Source organism: Serratia bockelmannii, assembly GCF_008011855.1.
GTDB lineage: Bacteria > Pseudomonadota > Gammaproteobacteria > Enterobacterales > Enterobacteriaceae > Serratia > Serratia bockelmannii.
Genome location: NZ_VOUX01000033.1, coordinates 390,740 through 408,592, shown reverse-complemented (window position 1 = coordinate 408,592; position 17,853 = coordinate 390,740). Strand labels below are relative to the sequence as shown.

Genomic DNA, 17,853 nt, shown 5'->3' with positions numbered 1-17,853 from the left:
GTTATTGCTCCTCCATGTTCAGCGGGAAGTGGCAGGCGAAGAAGTGGTTTTTGACCGGGCGCAGGCGCGGCGTTTCGATGCACTTCTTCTGCGCGTAAGGGCAGCGTGGCCCCAGGCGGCAGCCGATCGGCAGGTGTTCCAGTGAAGGAATGGCGCCCGGTAGCGTGTTCAACCGGCTTTTGTGCGGCAGCGAGCGGCCGAAGTCCGGCATGGCGCGGATCAGCGCCTGGGTATAAGGGTGGTGCGGCGCCGCCAGCAGCTCTTCGCACTGGGCGCTTTCCACCGTTTGCCCGCAGTACAAGACGTTCACCCGGTCGGCCCACTTGCTCATCATCTGCAGGTCGTGGCTGATCAGCAGAATGGTGGTGTTGTTGTTCTGGTTGAGGCGCGCCAACAGGCGGAAAATCTGCGCCTGAGTGGTCGGCTCCATGGCATTGGTCGGCTCATCGGCGATCAGCAGGCGCGGCTGGTTGGCCAGCGCGATGGCGATCATCACTTTCTGGCACTCGCCCTCGGTCAGCTCGTACGGGAAGCTGCCCATGATGTCGTCGTGATCCTTGATGCCGACGCGGTGCAGCAGTTCGATGGCGCGGCGTTTGCGCCAGTTGAAGCGTTGCCACCAGCGGCCCTTGTAGGTCCAGCCTGGGATGGCCTGCGCCAGCTGGCGGCCGATGCTTTCGGAAGGATCGAGACAGGACTGCGGCTCCTGGAAGATCATCGAGACGTTGTGGCCCACCAGCCTGCGCCGCTCGCGCGGGCTTAGCTGCAGCAGGTCGATGTCGTCGAAGCGAAAGCGATCGGCGGTGACGCGCCAGTTGTCTTTGGTCACGCCGCAGATGGCCTTGGCGATCAGGCTCTTGCCGGAGCCCGATTCACCCACCAGGCCGCGCACCTCGCCCTCGGTCAGCGTCATGCTGACGCGATCGACCGCCTTGACCGGCCCTTCGGCGGTCATAAATTCAATCGTCAGATTGCGGATATCGAGTAACGGCATTATTCCACCCCGGCATTGATTGCGCGGCGCATACCGTCGCCTAACAGGTTAACCAGCAGCACGCTGACGAGGATGGCCGCGCCGGGCAGCATCACCGTCCAGGGCGCAACGTACACCAGCTCGAGCGAATCGCCGAGCATCGCTCCCCATTCCGGCGAAGGCAGCTGCGCGCCGAGATCGAGGAAGCCGAGTGCGGCGATATCCAAAATGGCCATCGACAGCGCGCGGGTGAATTCGGTCACCAACACCGCCGCGATGTTCGGCATGACCGCGTACCACAAGATCTGCAGCGTGGAAGCGCCGTCAAGCCGGGCCGCCACCACGTACTCTTTCTCCAGTTCGTCGTGCACCGCGCTGTAGATAGTGCGCACCATGCGCGGCAACAAGGCGAGCCACACCGCCAGCATGGCGTGTTCAAGTTTGGGGCCGATAAACGCCACCACCACGATCGCCAGCAGCAGCGAGGGAATCGACAGCAGGGTATCGAGGATGTGGTTGAGCACCGCCGAGCGCAGCCCGTGGGTGACGCCGGCGAACACGCCGAGGATCACCCCACAGAACGCCGCGGCCAGCGTCACCGCCAGCGCGGAGCCGAAGGTGGCGGCGGTGCCGGTCAACAGGCGACTAAGGATGTCGCGCCCGAGATCGTCGGTGCCGAGGAAAAACGACACGTTGCCATAGCGCGACCACGACGGCGGCAGCAGCTGATAACCAAGGAACTGCTGATCCAGCGCGTAGGGCGCCAGCAGGCTGCCGAACAGCGACAGTAGCAGCAGGGCGATCACCCCGTAAAAACCGATCATCGCCAGCGCGTCGCCATAGAAAATCCGCCAGGTGTAGCGCAGCGGGCTCGGCATCTTTTTCTCGCGGTATACGTTATCGAAGGGCATACCATTCCTTATGTTTCAGCGGGTTGGTTGCCGCACCCAGAATGTCGGCCAGGACGTTAATGGTGATCACCAGCGTGCCGACCACCATGACGCCGGCGGAAATTGCCGCATAGTCCTGCTGGCGAATGGCGTTGATCAGCCACCGGCCGAGGCCCGGCCAACTGAACACCACTTCGGTGATCATCGCCAGCGTGAGCATGGTGGAGAACTGCAGCCCCAGCTTGGGCACAATTGGCGGCAGCGCATTGTGCAACACGTGGCGGCGAATGATGGTGAAGCGCGACAGGCCGCGGGTAGCGGCGGCCTTGATGTAGTTTTGGCTCAGCACATCGTCGGTGCTGATGCGCATCAGGCGCACCACTTCGGTGGTGGGCGCCACCGCCAGCGCGGCGATCGGCAGGATCATGTGACGCAGTGCGCTGCCGATCATCTCGGCGCGGTACGGCGAGTCCGACAGCCAGGCGTCGATCAGCGCGAAACCGGTGATAGGCTTCACCTGATACAGCAGATCGAAACGGCCGGAAACCGGCAGCCAGCCGAGATGCAGCGAGAAGAACAGCATCAGCAGCAGCGCCAGCCAGAACACCGGCATTGAAAAGCCCAGCAGCGCGAAGGTGCTGATGGCGGTGTCCTGCCACTTGCCGCGCAGCACGCCGGCGATGATGCCCAGCGGAATGCCGATAAACAGCGCCAGGGCGAACGCCAGCAGGCACAGTTCCATGGTGGCCGGGAATACTTCGCGCAGCTGTTCGCTGATCGCCTGGCCGTTGATGCTGGAGACGCCGAAGTCCCAATGGAGCAGGCTGACGAAGTAGAACTGATAGGCGTCCAGCAGGGCGGCGCCGTTCAGCGGTGCGCGCGGCGTGAAATAGCTCAGGCTGAAGCTGACCAGCGTCAGGAAGAACAGCGTGATCAGCAGCAGCAGAATGCGGCGCAGGGTAAAGATAATCACTTGTTCACCTCCGGCGCGGATTCACGGTACACCCCGGCGAACGAGGCGTTGCCGAACGGGCTCAGCACCAATCCCTTGATGTCGTAGCGGTAGGCCTGCAGACGCAAAGAAGAGGCCAGCGGCAGCACCGGCAGTTGCTGCTCGAGGATTTTCTGCGCCTTGCGGTAGTTGTCGATGCGCTGAGACAGCTGCTGCGACAACAGCGCGTTCTGCAGCACCTCGTCGAAGCCTGGGTCACACCAGTGAGCATAGTTGGTTTGCGAACGGATTGCCGCGCAGCTCAGCAGCGGCCGGAAGAAGCTGTCCGGGTCGTTGCTGTCGGTGGCCCAGCCGGTCAGGGTCAGATCGTGGTTCATTTCCATCAGGCGCGCCTCTTGGAAACGGCCTTCTACCGGCACGATGGTGACGTTGATGCCCACCTGGCCGAGATCGGCCTGGATCAGCTCGGCGGTTTTCAGCGGGCTCGGGTTGTAAGACTGCGAGGCGGTCGGCACCCACAGCTTCAGGTTCAGCTGGCCGACGCCGGCCTGCCGCAGCATCTCGCGCGATTTGGCCGGATCGTACTCGGTGACGTGCGCGTCGTTGTCATAGGCCCAGGAGGCGCGCGGCAAGATTGAGGCGGCGGTTTCCGCCGTGCCGTAATAGATCGACTGCATCAATCGTTGGTTGTTGATCGCCAGCGAGATCGCCTGGCGCACATTGAGGTTGTCGAGCGGCGGTTTGCGGGTGTTGAACGCCAGATAGGCGATGTTCATCCCCGGGCGCAGCGTCAGGCGCAGGCGCGGATCGTCGCGCAGGATAGACAGCTGGCTGGCCGCCGGATAAGCCAGTACGTCGCACTCGCCGGTCAGCAGCTTGGAGAGGCGGCCGGTGCCGCCGGCGCCCAGATCGATCACCACCTGCGGCATGCGCGGCAGGCCTTTCCAGTAGGCGGCGTTGCGCGCCAGGCGAATATATTGCCCCGAGCGGTATTCGTTGAGCAGGAACGGGCCGCTGCCGACCGGCTCGCGGTCGATCAGCTCCTGATGGCCTTGGCGCGTCAGCGTGTCGGCGTATTCGGCGGACAGCACCGGCGCGTAGTGGGTCGCCAGGTGCCACAGGAACGAGGCGTCCGGTGACTGTAGGCGAATCTCCACTGTGTAGTCGTCGAGCTTTCTCACGCTCTGCACCGAATCGCCGAACTGCAGGCTGTCGAAATAGGGGTATTCGCCACCGTTGACGTCGTGATACGGGTGTTTTTGGTCAAATACGCGCGCGAAGCTGAACACCACGTCGTCGGCGTTCATCTTGCGGGTGGGCGTAAACCAGGCGGTGGTCTGGAACGGCACGTCCTTGCGCAGATGGAAGCGGTAGGTGGCGCCGTTGTCCAGCACCTCCCAGCTTTGCGCCAGTTCGGGGATCAGCCGGTAGGTGTACGGGTCGACGTCCAGCAGGCGATCGTACAGCTGGGCGGCCAGGGTATCCACCGTCAGGCCGCTGCTGGCCATTTGCGGGTTGAAGGTATTCAGTATGCCGCTGACGCAATAAACAAAGCCGCTCTGGCGAATGTCCGGCAGCGGCGCCGCGCTGGGCGCGGGCGGTGTTGTCGCGGCCAGGGCAGAGCCCGTCAGGCACAACGACAGTATCCAAAAGGGTAAACCACGCATAGAGGCTCATGGGTTAATCAGCAATAGCGTTAGTGTATCGTACTCTGACCAGCAGCCCAATCCATTGAACAAAATCGCTGAGTTTTCTGCGACTTGATTAATCAGGCCGTTCAGCGGCAAGAAAAAAGTTTTTCATGTTATGTTATAATATAACAAAACCGTGTTACCGTTCCCGGGCAAAGTCACAATAACGCAAGGGGATGTATGAACGAAGTTGCACTTCCACCACGCCGTTCGCTGCCGGACGCTCAGGCATGGCGCGGCGAAATGAGTGATGTCGGGCTCGATTGGGTCGGGATGCAAGGGATCGCGCTGCCGCTGGAACTGGCTGGCAAGCCATTGATGGCGAAGGTCGACGCCGGCATCAACCTGCGCGCCGAAGCGGCGGGCGAACGCGGTATTCACATGTCGCGGCTGTATCTGGCGCTGGACGAATTGACGCAGGGCGAGCTGACGCCGCAGCGCATCGGCCGGACGCTGCAGGCCTTTCTGGATTCGCAGCCAGAACACAGCGATCGCGCCAGCTTGTCGATCAGCGGCGAGCTGTTGCTGTCACGTCCGGCGCTGCTGTCGCCACAGCGTGGCTGGAAGGCTTACCCGCTGCGCATCGAGGCCACCCTGGCAGGCACGCTGACGCTGGCGCTGACCGTCGGCGTGCCTTACTCCTCTACCTGCCCGAGTTCGGCGGCGCTCAGCCGTCAGTTGGCGCAACAACAGTTTCAGTTTGATTTTGAACAGGCGGCGGAGCGGGTCAGCCAACGCCAGGTGAGCGAGTGGCTGCTGGAGCAAGGTATGCCGGCCACGCCCCACAGCCAACGCAGCTGGGCCTGGATCACCGTGACGCCCGAGAATGAACGGGCGTTCGAACCGGTGAAACTGATTGACCGCATCGAACACGCGCTGGGCACGCCGGTACAAACGCTGGTGAAACGCCGCGACGAGCAGGCCTTCGCATTAGCCAACGGTCAGAACCTGATGTTTTGCGAGGACGCGGCGCGCCGTCTGTATGGCATGCTGCGCAGCCAGTGCGACTACCGCGCTTTTTCGCTGCGCGTCGAGCATCAGGAGAGCCTGCATGCCCACAATGCGGTGGCGGAGCTGAGCTGGCGGGGAGAACATCATGCTGCGTAAAAATCCCAGCGGCCATCTGCCGCAGGTCTCGCCGCTGGCCTACATCGATCCCACCGCCATTATTTGCGGCCGGGTGATCGTCGAAGATTTCGTCTACGTCGGGCCGTATGCGGTAATTCGCGCCGACGAGTTGAACGCCGCCGGCGACATGGAACCTATCGTCATCGGCTCGCACTCCAATATTCAGGACGGTGTGGTGATCCATTCCAAGAGCGGGGCGGCGGTCACCATTGGCCGTTACAGCTCTATCGCCCACCGCGCCATCGTTCACGGCCCGTGTCGCATCGACGATCGGGTGTTTATCGGTTTCAACAGCGTGCTGTTCAACTGCCACATCCAGTCCGGCTGCGTGGTGCGTTATAACGCGGTGGTGGATGGCGTGACGCTGCCGGAAAACCGCTATATCCCCTCGACCGAGCGCGTGGGGCCGGACAGCGACCTGTCGCGCTATCGCCAGGTCGACCGCGGCGCGCTGCAGTTTTCGGAAGAAGTGGCCGCCACCAACGTCGAGCTGGTGCGCGGTTACCAGGCATTACGCAATGAATTTTAGTGAGGCTCTCATGAAACAACTTCCCGTGACCGTGCTTTCCGGCTTTCTCGGCGCCGGCAAGACCACGGTGCTGAACCACATCCTGAACAACCGGCAGGGCATGCGCGTGGCGGTGATCGTCAACGACATGAGCGAGGTGAATATCGACGCCGCGCTGGTGGAGAATGAAGTGCACCTCGATCGCCAGCAGGAAAAGCTGGTGGAGATGAGCAACGGCTGCATCTGCTGTACGCTGCGCGAAGACCTGCTGGTGTCGGTGCGCGAGCTGGCGCAGGACGGGCGCTTCGATTATCTGCTGATCGAATCGAGCGGCATCTCCGAACCGCTGCCGGTGGCGGAAACCTTTACTTTCGAGGATGAAGAAGGGGAAAGCCTGTCGCAGTTCGCCCGGCTGGATACCCTGGTGACGGTGGTCGACGGGGTGAATTTCATCCAGCAATATCAGCAGGCGCAAAGCCTTCAGGAGGCCGGTCAAAGCCTGGGCGAGGACGATCTGCGCAGCGTGGCGGACCTGTTGATTGAGCAGATCGAATTCTGCGACGTGATCCTGGTCAGCAAAACCGATCTGTTGACGCCAACCCAGCAGGGCGAAGTGATGGCGCTGCTGGCCAGCCTGAACCCGGACGCCCGCATTGTGCCGATCGCGCCGGGCAAACTGCCGCTGGAGGTAGTGCTGAATACCGGCAGCTTCAGCTTTGAAAAGGCTCAGCAGGCACCCGGCTGGCTGAAAGAGCTGCGTGGCGAACACGTGCCGGAAACGGAAAGCTACGGCATCAGTAGCTTTGTCTATCAGGCGCGGCGGCCGTTTGCGCCAGACAAGTTCTACCGCGTGATCAACGGCGACTGGGGAGGCGGCAAGCTGCTGCGGTCGAAGGGCTTCTTCTGGCTGGCGACGCGGCCGCGGCAGGCCGGGCAGTGGAGCCAGGCGGGCGGCATCGCCCATTATGGCCTCGCGGGCACCTTTTGGCGCGCCATCCCGCAAGATAACTGGCCGCAGGATCCCGAAACGCGGGCGCATATTCAGGAGAAATGGGTGGAACCGTTCGGCGACATGCGCCAGGAGCTGGTGTTTATTGGCCAGCATTTGCAGCAGGCGACGATCGTGCGTCTGCTGGACGACTGCCTGCTGAGCGACGATGAAATGGCCGCCGGCGTGGACTATTGGCTGGACATGGCGGACCCGTTCCCTGAGTGGTAATTGCGCAATCTTCGTGTGGTAATGAGAAAAATTCTCAACAAAGTGCTTTACAGACGATACTGATAACTATTATCATCGCCTGGCAGTTCACGGAAGGCCACAGTTTGCGGCTCTGATGTGGAAGGCACGACATTGCTCACATTGCTTCCAGTGTTTTTTAAGCCAGCTCGGGTGCTGGCTTTTTTTTTGCCTGTTATTCCTCGTCCGCTTCGCCGTTTTGCAGCAGCGCATGCTTTTTCAGCATACCGCGCAGCTGATGATAGGTGAGCCCCAGCAGCTGCGCCGCCTTGCGCTGATTGAACCGCCCGTGCTGCAGCGCCGCTTCGATCAATGCCTTCTCCTGCTCCAGCTGCCAGAGTTTCAAATCCAACGGCAGCGGCGGTAACGCGCCGGCGTCTTCAGGAATGGGCGCGACCGGCGTGGCCTCGCGTGGCGCAAACGGGTTGATGACGATCTCATCCAGCGGGCTGTCGCTGTCGCCGTGACGATAGACTGAACGCTCCACCACGTTTTTCAGTTCGCGCACGTTGCCCGGCCAGCCATACTCGAGCAACGTTTGCCTGGCACGTTCGGTAAAGCCGGGAAACAGCGGCAGCGCCAGCTCGCGGCACATTTGAATGGCGAAATGCTCGGCCAACAGCATGATATCGGGCCGCCGTTGGCGCAGTGGCGGCAGTTGCACCACGTCGAACGCCAGCCGATCCAGCAGATCGGCGCGGAATTTGCCCGCCGCCGCCAGCGCCGGCAGATCGTCGTTGGTGGCGCACACCAGGCGCACATCCACCCGCAGCGGCTGGCTGCCGCCCACGCGTTCCAACTGACCGTATTCGATCACCCGCAGCAATTTCTCCTGCACCAGCATCGGTGCGGTTGCCAGCTCATCGAGGAACAGCGTACCGCCGTCGGCGCGTTCGAAGCGGCCCAGATGGCGCTTTTGGGCGCCGGTAAACGCGCCGGCCTCGTGGCCGAACAGTTCGGAATCCAGCAGGTTTTCATTCAGCGCCGCGCAGTTAAGCGAGATGAACGGCCCTTGCCAACGGTTGGAGAGGTAGTGCAGACGGTGGGCGATCAACTCCTTGCCGGTGCCGCGTTCGCCGATCACCAGCACCGGCTTGTTCAGCTTGGCGACCTGGGAGACTTGCTCCAAGACTTCGACAAAGGCGTTTGCCTCGCCCAACAAATTCTCTGGCTGTTCGTTCATGATGAAATTCGCCAATGTTTGGTGAAAATAATCACTCTACAGCAAGCGCGCAGAGAGTCAAAAATAAAGAGTTGTTGTTTTTCAATGAAATAAAAGTTGGCACGGGTTTTGATTATCTCTTTGGGCAAGCTGTACGACTTAACGCGGCGCTTCAGACGCCATCAGAACCAAGAGGAAGTGAATTATGGGTATTTTTTCTCGTTTTGCCGACATCGTGAACGCCAACATCAACACCCTGCTGGACAAGGCGGAAGATCCGCAGAAGCTGGTGCGGTTGATGATCCAAGAGATGGAAGACACGCTGGTTGAAGTTCGCTCTACGTCGGCGCGTGCGCTGGCGGAGAAAAAGCAGTTGCTGCGTCGCATCGAGCAGGGTGAAAACCAGGTCAGTGACTGGCAGGAAAAAGCCGAACTGGCGCTGCGCAAAGATAAAGAAGACTTGGCCCGTGCGGCGCTGATCGAAAAACAAAAGGTGGCCGATCTGATCGTCACGCTGACGCAGGAAGTGGCGACCGTAGAAGAAACGCTGGCGCGCATGAAGAGCGAAATCGGCGAGCTGGAAAACAAGCTGACCGAAACCCGCGCGCGGCAGCAGGCGCTGGCGCTTCGCCATCAGGCCGCGTCTTCTTCGCGCGAAGTGCGCCGCCAGCTCGACAGCGGCAAGCTGGATGAGGCGATGGCGCGTTTCGAACAGTTCGAGCGCCGCATCGACCACATGGAAGCCGAAGCGGAAAGCATCAGCATCGGTAAAAAGAAGTCGCTGGACCAAGAGTTTGCCGAGCTGAAAGCCGACGACGCCATCAGTGAGCAACTGGCGGCGCTGAAAGCTAAAATGAACCGCTCAGAGTAAGGCGAACCGCGGCCACACGCCGGAGGTGGCCGCCTATCCAGGACCCGATAAGAAGGAATAACAATGAGTGCTTTATTACTTGCCATTCCGCTGACAATTTTCGTGCTGTTTGTCGCGCCGATTTGGCTTTGGCTGCATTACAGCAATCGGCAGCAGACCGGCATCCAGCTGAGTCAGCAAGAAATGCAGCGCCTGGCGCAGCTGGCGGAAGACGCCAAACGCATGCGTGAACGCATTCAGGCGCTGGAAGAGATCCTCGATGCGGAACACCCGAACTGGAGACAGTCCTGATGAGCACGACGCTGGGCAGTAAAAAGCTTTATCGCGTTCCCGAAGAAGGCATGGTGAAAGGCGTCTGCGCCGGTTTGGCGCACTATTTCGACGTACCGGTGCGACTGATCCGCGTGATGGTGGTGCTGTCGCTGTTCTTCGGGCTGTTCTTCTTCACGCTGGTGGCCTATATCGCGCTGGTGTTCGTGTTGGATGAAGCGCCGGCCAGCCGTTTCGAAGGCGAGCATCAGAAGACGCCGCGCCAGCTGCTCGATCAGCTGGAGTATGAGTTGGGCAGCGGCGAGCAGCAGCTGCGTCAGGTCGAGCGCTACGTGACGTCCGATACCTTCGGCGTACAGAGCCGTTTCCGCAAGCTGTAACCCTTCTTGCGATACCCGGCCTGCGCAGGCCGGGCATCTTCGCCGCCGTTATCCCGTTGAATGTAACCTTAATCTCTTGTGCCGGAGGGCATTGTCATGAATAAAATCGATGTTGCAAACACCGCCAGAACGGGTGGATTTAAACGAGGAGCGGCGGCAATGTTGAAGACATTGGCTAAAGTCATCATCATAGCGTTATTGAACTATGGCCCGGCGGGCGCCGCCGGCTGGTTGCTGAAGACCGTCGGCCGCAAACCGGTGCGCGTCGTGCTGGCGCTGGTGCTGGAACCGCTGTTCCGTAAAGGCCTGAACAAGGCATTCGGGCGTTACGTCAAGGAGAGCAATGAAACGACTGCAAAATGAGTTAACCTCGCTGGTCAACCGCGGAATGGATCGTCATCTGCGCCTGGCGGTGACCGGCCTGAGCCGCAGCGGCAAAACCGCCTTTATCACCGCCTTCGTCAACCAACTGCTGCATGTGCACAGCGGCGCGCGCATGCCGCTGTTTTCACCGGTGCGCGAAGAGCGCCTGCTGGGCGTCAAACGCATCCCGCAACGCGATCTCGGCATCCAGCGTTTCACCTATGACGAAGGGCTGGCGCAGCTGTACGGCACGCCGCCGGCCTGGCCGACGCCGACGCGCGGCGTCAGCGAAATCCGGCTGGCGCTCCGTTACCGCTCCAACGACTCGCTGCTGCGGCACTTCAAAGACACCTCCACGCTGTACCTGGAGATCGTCGATTATCCGGGCGAATGGTTGCTGGATCTGCCGATGCTCGAACAGGATTACCTGGCCTGGTCGCGCCAGATGACCGGGCTGCTGCAGGGCGAACGCGCCGAATGGGCCAAACCCTGGCTTGAGCTGTGCAAGGCGTGCGATCCGCTGGCCCCGGCCGACGAAAACCGGCTGGCGGCGATCGCCCAGGCCTACACCGATTATCTGTTGCGCTGCAAAAGCGAAGGGCTGCACTTCATTCAGCCGGGGCGTTTCGTGCTGCCGGGCGACATGGCCGGCGCGCCGGCGCTGCAGTTTTTCCCGTGGCCCGACGTGGCCGCGATCGGCGAATCGAAGCTGGCGCAGGCCGACAAACACACCAACATCGGCATGTTGCGCGCTCGCTTCAACTACTACTGCCAGTCGATCGTCAAAAACTTCTACAAAGAACACTTCGTTCGTTTCGATCGGCAAATCGTGCTGGTTGACTGCCTGCAGCCGCTCAACAGCGGCCCGCAGGCGTTCAACGACATGCGACTGGCGCTGACCCAACTGATGCAGAGCTTCCATTACGGCAAGCGCACGCTGTTTCGCCGCTTGTTCTCGCCGACCATCGACAAACTGATGTTCGCCGCCACCAAGGCGGACCATATCACCGCCGATCAGCACGCCAATCTGGTGTCATTGCTGCAGCAGCTGGTGCAAGAGGCGTGGCAGAACGCGGCGTTCGAGGGCATTAGCATGGATTGCGTCGGCCTGGCCTCGGTGCAGGCGACCGAGAGCGGCATCGTCGATCACCAGGGGCAACGCATTCCGGCATTGAAGGGCAACCGCCTGAGCGACGGCGCGCCGCTGACGGTGTTCCCCGGCGAAGTGCCCGCCCGCCTGCCGGGGCCGGCGTTCTGGCAGAACCAGGGGTTCCACTTCGATGAGTTTCGTCCGCGCGCCATGAGCGTGGACAGCCCGTTGCCGCACATCCGCCTGGATGCAGTGATGGAGTTTTTATTGGGAGACAAATTGCGATGAGCGAGCCGATCAAACCGCGTATCGATTTTGACGAGCCGCTGCAGCCGCCGCAGGAGCCGGCGTTGCGCGCCGGCGTCGCTTTCGATGCCGAACAGGCAGAAAGCTTCTTTCCGGCGGCGCCGGAGCTGCAGCAGGAAGAGGAAGAAGGGCGCGCCGAAGGCATCATTAATGCCGCGCTGAAACCTAAACGCAGCCTGTGGCGCAAAATGGTCACCGCCGGGCTGGCGCTGTTCGGCGTCAGCGTGGTGGCGCAGGGTGTGCAGTGGGTGCATACCGCCTGGGTGCAGCAGGACTGGATCGCCATGGGCGGCGGTGTGGCCGGCGGCCTGATCGTGTTCGCCGGCGTCGGTTCGGTGGTCACCGAATGGCGGCGTTTGTATCGGCTGCGCCAGCGCGCGGAAGAGCGCGACGTGGCGCGCGAGCTGCTGCACAGCCACGGGCTGGGGCAAGGGCGCGAATTCTGCGAGAAGCTGGCGCGTCAGGCCGGGCTGGATCAGGGGCATCCGGCGTTGCAGCGCTGGCAGGCCTCGTTGCATGAAACCCAAAATGACCGTGAAGTGGTGGAGCTGTACGCCAAGCTGGTACAGCCAGTGCTCGACAACCAGGCGCGGCGCGAAATCAGCCGCTCCGCCGCCGAATCGACGCTGATGATTGCCGTCAGCCCGTTGGCGCTGGTGGATATGGCGTTTATCGCCTGGCGCAACATCCGTTTGATTAACCGCATCGCGGCGCTGTACGGCATCGAACTGGGTTACTTCAGCCGCATTCGTCTGTTCCGCCTGGTGCTGCTCAACATCGCCTTCGCCGGCGCCTCTGAACTGGTGCGTGAAGTGGGCATGGACTGGATGTCGCAGGATTTGGCGGCGCGGCTGTCGGCGCGTGCGGCGCAGGGTATCGGCGCCGGGTTATTGACCGCGCGGCTGGGCATCAAGGCGATGGAGCTGTGCCGCCCGCTGCCGTGGCTGGAGGGGGAAAAGCCGAAGCTTGGCGATTTCCGCAGCCAGCTGATCGGCCAGTTGAAAGACACGCTGAAAAAGAGCGACGGCAAGGCCAAATAACCCCCACGACGGCGCTCTCAGGAGCGCCGTTTTCTCAACGGCACCGACGCCGGACGTAATCGAGACTTGACGACAGTCGATCCCCCTGTGAGTGCGTGATAAATCTCTGCAAAATTAATTCTGGTTGTGATAACTCTCTGTTTGTAGGCTAAAATGACGCCGATGCTGTTATCCGCTTGCGTTTAAAATCAGCAACCACGGCAATAAATCAGAGTTCTGTCAACTTTTGCTGACAGATCGCTTCTACCGCCCGGTGCGAGGGAGTATCATCATCGTCAACGATCCCCGCACCTGCAGAGATAAGGCCAACACTGATGCGTTTGGAAGTATTTTGCGAAGACCGCCTCGGTCTCACTCGAGAATTACTCGATCTTTTGGTATCGCGCAGCATTGACTTACGTGGCATCGAGATCGATCCCATCGGCCGCATTTACCTCAATTTCTCCCAGCTGGATTTCGATACTTTCCGCGCCCTGATGGCGGAGATCCGCCGCATCGCCGGCGTGACCGACGTGCGCACCGTCAGCTTTATGCCTTCCGAACGCGAACATCGCGCGCTGCGCGCGCTGCTGGAATCGATGCCGGAACCGGTGTTCTCTATCGACATGAAGGGCAAGGTCGAGCTGGCCAACCCGGCGGCGCAGGCGCTGTTCAGCCTGAATGAAGACAAGATCCGCAACCAGACCGCCGGGGCGCTGATCGGCGGCTATAACTTCAGCCGTTGGCTGGAGAGCGAGCATACGGCGCCGCACGCCGAGCGGGTGGTGATCCGCAGCCAGGACTTCCTGATGGACATCACGCCCATCTATCTGGAAGACGAACAGCAGCAGGCGGCCGCGGTCGGCGCGGTGGTGATGCTGAAGTCCACCGCGCGCATGGGCCGCCAGCTGCAAAATCTATCGGTGAACGACGATACCGAATTCGACCACATCGTGGCGGTGAGCGCCAAGATGCGTCACGTGCTGGAGCAGGCGCGCAAGCTGGCGATGCTCGATGCGCCGCTGCTGATCGTCGGCGATACCGGTACCGGCAAGGATATTCTGGCCCGCGCCTGCCATTTACGCAGCCCGCGTGGCAAACAGCCGTTCCTGGCGCTGAACTGCGCCGCGCTGCCGGATGACGTGGTGGAGAGCGAACTGTTCGGCCATGCGCCGGGCGCTTATCCCAACGCGCTGGAAGGCAAGAAGGGCTTCTTCGAGCAGGCCAACGGCGGTTCGGTGCTGCTGGATGAGATCGGCGAAATGTCGCCGCGTATGCAGACCAAGCTGCTGCGTTTCCTCAACGACGGCACGTTCCGCCGCGTTGGCGAAGAGCATGAGGTGCACGTCGACGTGCGCGTGATCTGCGCCACCCAGAAAAACCTTACCGAGCTGGTGCAGCGCGGCGAATTCCGCGAAGATCTCTATTATCGCCTCAACGTACTGACCATCACCATCCCGCCGCTGCGCGAACGTCCGCAGGACATCATGCCGTTGACCGAGCTGTTCGTGGCGCGCTTCGCCGATGAGCAGGGCGTGGCGCGGCCCAAGCTGGCGAACGATCTGGGCGGCTTCCTCAGCAAGTACGGCTGGCCGGGCAACGTGCGTCAGCTGAAAAACGCTATCTACCGCGCGCTGACGCAAACCGAAGGCTACGAACTGCGGCCACAGGATATCGTGTTGCCGGAGTTTGAGGTGGAGATGTCGCTGGGCGACGAGGTGCTGGACGGTTCGCTGGACGACATCAGCAAGCGTTTCGAACGCTCGGTGCTGACGCGCCTGTATCGCACCTATCCCAGCACCCGCAAGCTGGCGAAGCGGCTGGGCGTTTCCCATACCGCCATCGCCAACAAGCTGCGCGAGTATGGCCTGAGCAGCCGCAAAGGCGGCGCTGAGGGCGAAGAATAAGAAAGGCGCCTTGCGGCGCCTTTAATGGGTATCCAAAGCCGGCGTTCGCCGGCTTTGTTATTTCAGCGCAGCCAGCGCCGCGTCGTAGTCAGGCTCGGTGGTGATTTCGTTCACCAGCTCGCTGTACAGCACGTTGTCCTGGCCATCCAGCACCACGACCGCACGCGCGGTCAGGCCTGCCAACGGGCCTTCGGCGATTTCGACGCCGTACGCCTGCTTGAACTCGGCGCCGCGCAGGGTGGACAGGGTAACCACGTTGCTCAGGCCTTCCGCGCCGCAGAAGCGAGACTGCGCGAACGGCAGATCGGCGGAGATGCACAGCACCACGGTGTTATCCAGGCCGCTGGCCAGCTGGTTGAATTTACGCACCGACGTCGCGCAGACGCCGGTATCGATGCTTGGGAAGATGTTCAGGACTTTGCGTTTACCCGCGAAGCTGCTCAGCGCCACGTCTGACAGGTCTTTGGCAACCAGCGAGAAGGCCTTGGCCTGTTCGCCCTGCTGTGGCAGTTTGCCTGCTACGCTGACCGGATTGCCTTGAAAATGTACTGTCTGAGTCATTGCTAGATTCCTTTTACAGGTGTTTATACAAAGGGTATGAACCTGATGAAACGGCGCGTCGGCAACGGCATTTAACATCAGGTTCACACCCTGGCGCCAGTTTATGACAACCGGGGCGGATTGGATATCAAAGTTTGCTAAATAGTTGTATATATTAGGCTGTTCTATAAAACATCACCGGCGCATCAGCCTGGCTGAATGCGCAGTTTTCGCTCAGGAGCCGTTATGAGAGACATGCGTTTTTACCCGGAAGCCTGGCCGCTGCATACCGCCTTCGTGATTGCGCGCGGCAGCCGCACCGAAGCCCGGGTGGTGGTGGTCGAAATCGAACAGCAGGGCGTGCGCGGCACCGGTGAATGTACGCCGTACCCGCGTTACGGCGAGAGCGAGGAATCGGTGATGGCACAGCTGGCAGAGATGGCGCCGGCGATCGCACAAGGCATGACCCGCGAACAGCTGCTGGTGCAGATGCCAGCGGGCGCCGCCCGCAACGCGCTGGATTCGGCGCTGTGGGATCTGGAGTGCCGCCTGCACGGGCAGAGCCTGTGGCAGCGCAGCGGCGTGACGGCCCCGGCGCATATCCGTATGGCGCAGACCGTCAGCATCGGCACGCCGGAAGCGATGGCCTTCGCCGCGCGTGAACTGGAGCAGCAGGGCGCCACGCTGTTGAAGATCAAACTCGACGATCACTATATCAGCGAACGATTGGTAGCGATCCGCGCCGCGGTACCGCGGGCGACGCTGATCGTCGACGCCAATGAGTCCTGGCAGGCGGAAGGGCTGGCGGCGCGCTGCCAGCTGCTGGCCGATCTCGGCGTGGCGATGCTGGAGCAGCCGCTGCCGGCCGGTGATGACGCCGCGCTGGAACACTTTATTCATCCGCTGCCGATCTGCGCCGATGAGAGCTGCCACACCCGCGCCGATCTGCCGCGGCTGGCGCAACGCTATCAGATGGTCAATATCAAACTGGACAAAACCGGCGGCTTGACCGAGGCGCTGGCGCTGGCGCAGGCCGCGCGCGAACAAGGGTTCGCCATCATGCTCGGCTGCATGTTGTGCACGTCACGGGCGATATCCGCCGCCTTGCCGCTGGCGCCGGCGGCGCGCTTCGTCGATCTGGACGGCCCGACCTGGCTGGCGCGGGACGTCGAACCGGGTCTGGCGTTCGAATGCGGGGCGATCGTCGATATCGCCCCGTAGGGATTAATTCGGGTAGGTCAGCAGCTCGATCATCGCGTCGATGTAGCGCTCGCTGGCGGCATCGGCGGAGATCGGCGGGAATTCGGCGGTGATGCACGGTAGCGACAGATCTGCGCACCAGCTGCCGAACGAACCGGGCGTTTCATAGCCGACGCTGGTCACCAGCGGCAGTTCGAACTTGTGCGACAGCCAAACGCCGAGCCGCGAGCTGGCGGGATCTTCGATGCAGGCCAGCGGTTCGTGGAACGACACCACCCAGTGCGGCTTCAGACGATGGATCAGATGACACAGCGCCTGGGTTTCCGGTTCGGAACCGGGGCGCCCACCGGTGGAGAGCTTGACGTCGCGCACCGGCGCCGCGCTGTTCCAGCGGTAGACGGTATCGCCGGAGCGCCAGTTGGCGGCCGGGAAGTTGCGATTCAGATCGACGCCGTTGGCATTGGCGCGCAGCCCCAGCTGACAGCCGTCGGGGTTGACCGCCAGCACCACGTGGTGACGCAGTCGTTCGGGGGCGATGCTGCGCAGCGCGCAAGACAGGGTCACGATGGCGGCGCTCTCATCGCCGTGGGTGCCGGCGATGATAAGCCCGGTCTCCGGGCCGCTGATCGCCGCCGGGAAATAGAGCAGCGGCGCGCCCAGCAGCGAGCTGCCGTAGTTCTCTCCTGCGATGGCCAACTGGCCACGTTCACTGCGTGGTCGATGTTCGGTCATGGTGTTGTCCCTGGATTAAAGGTCGAGAGTCATTGTCATTTTATTCAGTGTATTACGCTTTGAGGCATCTTTCCCATCGCAATTGTGCGACGTTTGCGCAATCTGTGACGCCGCGGCGGTGAAAACGCCAATTAAACCGCACCTGGCCTGACGCTGTTGTTATACTAACGGCAGAGCTAAGCCAATCACCCGCAAGAGGATTTAACATGCCAGTAGCCAGAATCATCGCCAGCTATAGCGAAAATGAAAATGACACCATCACGCTGCTGTGCGGCGTGGATGCTGAAAACCAGATCCGTCAGGGGGAATGGTTCGGCGTGGTGAAAAATGACGACGGGCGCGGGGACGAATCGAACTATCCGTTCACCCTGCATATCGATTACCAAAAAGATGTCTTCTACCTCGACTACGGCTACGACGACGCCGACGCGCGCCAGCTGCAAAAAACCGATATCTCGGCCCGTCCGCTGGCCGAGAAAGGCTTTTTCACCGTGTTCGATGAAGAAGAGGGTGAAGAGTTCAGCTACCGCATCAACAGCATCCACCTGTACGACTGACGGTCGCCGCTGCAAACACCGCCCGTGCCGCCCTGCGCCGCACGGGTTTTTTATTGCCTGAATCGCACTTTTTGCAA

At 61.4% G+C, this 17,853-nt stretch carries 19 protein-coding genes; 12 read left to right on the top strand and 7 right to left on the bottom strand.

Translation table 11 applies throughout. The features are described 5' to 3' along the window. Nucleotide 1: 1 nt before the first annotated feature. The 4 genes from sapD to sapA are packed head-to-tail and all read right to left on the bottom strand — an operon-like array spanning nucleotide 2 to nucleotide 4,482. The gene (gene sapD / locus FOT55_RS18440) at nucleotides 2-994 is read right to left on the bottom strand and encodes a putrescine export ABC transporter ATP-binding protein SapD (protein ID WP_019452674.1); all 993 of its coding nucleotides are present in this window, start codon (nucleotides 992-994) and stop codon (nucleotides 2-4) included. Continuing rightward, nucleotides 994-1,884 (bottom strand): putrescine export ABC transporter permease SapC, encoded by an 891-nt coding sequence (gene sapC, locus FOT55_RS18435; RefSeq protein ID WP_004930580.1) that lies wholly within the window; start codon nucleotides 1,882-1,884, stop codon nucleotides 994-996. Before sapC ends, sapD begins: the two co-directional genes overlap by 1 nt. Further along, nucleotides 1,871-2,836, bottom strand: coding sequence for a putrescine export ABC transporter permease SapB (gene sapB, locus FOT55_RS18430; RefSeq protein WP_004930575.1), 966 nt, complete (start codon nucleotides 2,834-2,836; stop codon nucleotides 1,871-1,873). The genes sapC and sapB overlap by 14 nt, the downstream gene beginning before the upstream one ends. Beyond that, nucleotides 2,833-4,482, bottom strand: a complete 1,650-nt coding sequence (gene sapA, locus FOT55_RS18425) for an ABC transporter substrate-binding protein SapA (RefSeq protein WP_049207454.1) — start codon at nucleotides 4,480-4,482, stop codon at nucleotides 2,833-2,835. Before sapA ends, sapB begins: the two co-directional genes overlap by 4 nt. Before the next feature lie 204 nt (nucleotides 4,483-4,686). Between sapA and folE2 the strand changes: the two genes are divergently transcribed. From folE2 to zigA, 3 genes are read left to right on the top strand one after another with little or no spacing between them, the layout of a single operon-like run. Then, a complete protein-coding gene (folE2, locus tag FOT55_RS18420; RefSeq protein ID WP_060433159.1) occupies nucleotides 4,687-5,613 on the top strand; it encodes a GTP cyclohydrolase FolE2 in 927 nt (308 codons plus the stop codon). Next, complete coding sequence (locus FOT55_RS18415; protein WP_025303003.1) at nucleotides 5,603-6,163, top strand: LbetaH domain-containing protein; 561 nt, start codon at nucleotides 5,603-5,605, stop codon at nucleotides 6,161-6,163. The genes folE2 and FOT55_RS18415 overlap by 11 nt, the downstream gene beginning before the upstream one ends. A gap of 10 nt (nucleotides 6,164-6,173) precedes the next feature. Further along, on the top strand, nucleotides 6,174-7,361 hold the full coding sequence (zigA, locus tag FOT55_RS18410) for a zinc metallochaperone GTPase ZigA (RefSeq protein ID WP_025303002.1): 1,188 nt from the start codon (nucleotides 6,174-6,176) through the stop codon (nucleotides 7,359-7,361). A 193-nt stretch (nucleotides 7,362-7,554) separates the two neighbouring features. On the opposite strand, the gene pspF is transcribed toward zigA, so the two are convergent. After that, nucleotides 7,555-8,562, bottom strand: a complete 1,008-nt coding sequence (gene pspF, locus FOT55_RS18405; RefSeq protein ID WP_043143644.1) for a phage shock protein operon transcriptional activator — start codon at nucleotides 8,560-8,562, stop codon at nucleotides 7,555-7,557. Between the two features lie 184 nt (nucleotides 8,563-8,746). On the opposite strand from pspF, the gene pspA reads away from it, so the two are divergent. The 7 genes from pspA to tyrR all read left to right on the top strand — a co-directional run bounded on the left by pspA (nucleotide 8,747) and on the right by tyrR (nucleotide 14,747). Further along, on the top strand, nucleotides 8,747-9,412 hold the full coding sequence (gene pspA / locus FOT55_RS18400; RefSeq protein ID WP_049277121.1) for a phage shock protein PspA: 666 nt from the start codon (nucleotides 8,747-8,749) through the stop codon (nucleotides 9,410-9,412). A gap of 63 nt (nucleotides 9,413-9,475) precedes the next feature. Then, nucleotides 9,476-9,703: an envelope stress response membrane protein PspB gene (gene pspB, locus FOT55_RS18395; RefSeq protein WP_004930553.1), complete on the top strand. Its 228-nt coding sequence runs from the start codon at nucleotides 9,476-9,478 to the stop codon at nucleotides 9,701-9,703. After that, nucleotides 9,703-10,062 (top strand): envelope stress response membrane protein PspC, encoded by a 360-nt coding sequence (gene pspC / locus FOT55_RS18390; RefSeq protein WP_004930552.1) that lies wholly within the window; start codon nucleotides 9,703-9,705, stop codon nucleotides 10,060-10,062. Before pspB ends, pspC begins: the two co-directional genes overlap by 1 nt. Nucleotides 10,063-10,158: 96 nt before the next feature. Further along, nucleotides 10,159-10,425 carry a phage shock protein PspD gene (gene pspD, locus FOT55_RS18385; protein ID WP_025302999.1) on the top strand — a complete coding sequence of 89 codons (267 nt, stop codon included), beginning with the start codon at nucleotides 10,159-10,161 and terminating at the stop codon, nucleotides 10,423-10,425. Further along, nucleotides 10,406-11,803: a YcjX family GTP-binding protein gene (locus FOT55_RS18380; protein WP_025302998.1), complete on the top strand. Its 1,398-nt coding sequence runs from the start codon at nucleotides 10,406-10,408 to the stop codon at nucleotides 11,801-11,803. Before pspD ends, FOT55_RS18380 begins: the two co-directional genes overlap by 20 nt. Continuing rightward, the gene (locus FOT55_RS18375) at nucleotides 11,800-12,861 is read left to right on the top strand and encodes a YcjF family protein (protein WP_004930545.1); all 1,062 of its coding nucleotides are present in this window, start codon (nucleotides 11,800-11,802) and stop codon (nucleotides 12,859-12,861) included. The genes FOT55_RS18380 and FOT55_RS18375 overlap by 4 nt, the downstream gene beginning before the upstream one ends. Before the next feature lie 314 nt (nucleotides 12,862-13,175). Continuing rightward, entirely contained in the window at nucleotides 13,176-14,747 is a 1,572-nt protein-coding gene (gene tyrR / locus FOT55_RS18370; protein ID WP_025302997.1) for a transcriptional regulator TyrR, read from the top strand. 57 nt (nucleotides 14,748-14,804) lie between these two features. Here tyrR and tpx read toward each other — a convergent pair whose 3' ends face one another. Then, nucleotides 14,805-15,308, bottom strand: a complete 504-nt coding sequence (tpx, locus tag FOT55_RS18365; RefSeq protein WP_004930536.1) for a thiol peroxidase — start codon at nucleotides 15,306-15,308, stop codon at nucleotides 14,805-14,807. Nucleotides 15,309-15,533: 225 nt separating this feature from the next. Here tpx and ycjG point away from each other — a divergent pair, with 225 nt between their 5' ends. Continuing rightward, complete coding sequence (gene ycjG / locus FOT55_RS18360; protein WP_147823858.1) at nucleotides 15,534-16,508, top strand: L-Ala-D/L-Glu epimerase; 975 nt, start codon at nucleotides 15,534-15,536, stop codon at nucleotides 16,506-16,508. 3 nt (nucleotides 16,509-16,511) lie between these two features. Here ycjG and mpaA read toward each other — a convergent pair whose 3' ends face one another. After that, entirely contained in the window at nucleotides 16,512-17,219 is a 708-nt protein-coding gene (gene mpaA / locus FOT55_RS18355; protein ID WP_043143634.1) for a murein tripeptide amidase MpaA, read from the bottom strand. Between the two features lie 206 nt (nucleotides 17,220-17,425). Between mpaA and FOT55_RS18350 the strand changes: the two genes are divergently transcribed. After that, nucleotides 17,426-17,776, top strand: a complete 351-nt coding sequence (locus tag FOT55_RS18350) for a hypothetical protein (protein WP_025302994.1) — start codon at nucleotides 17,426-17,428, stop codon at nucleotides 17,774-17,776. Nucleotides 17,777-17,853 lie beyond the last annotated feature (77 nt).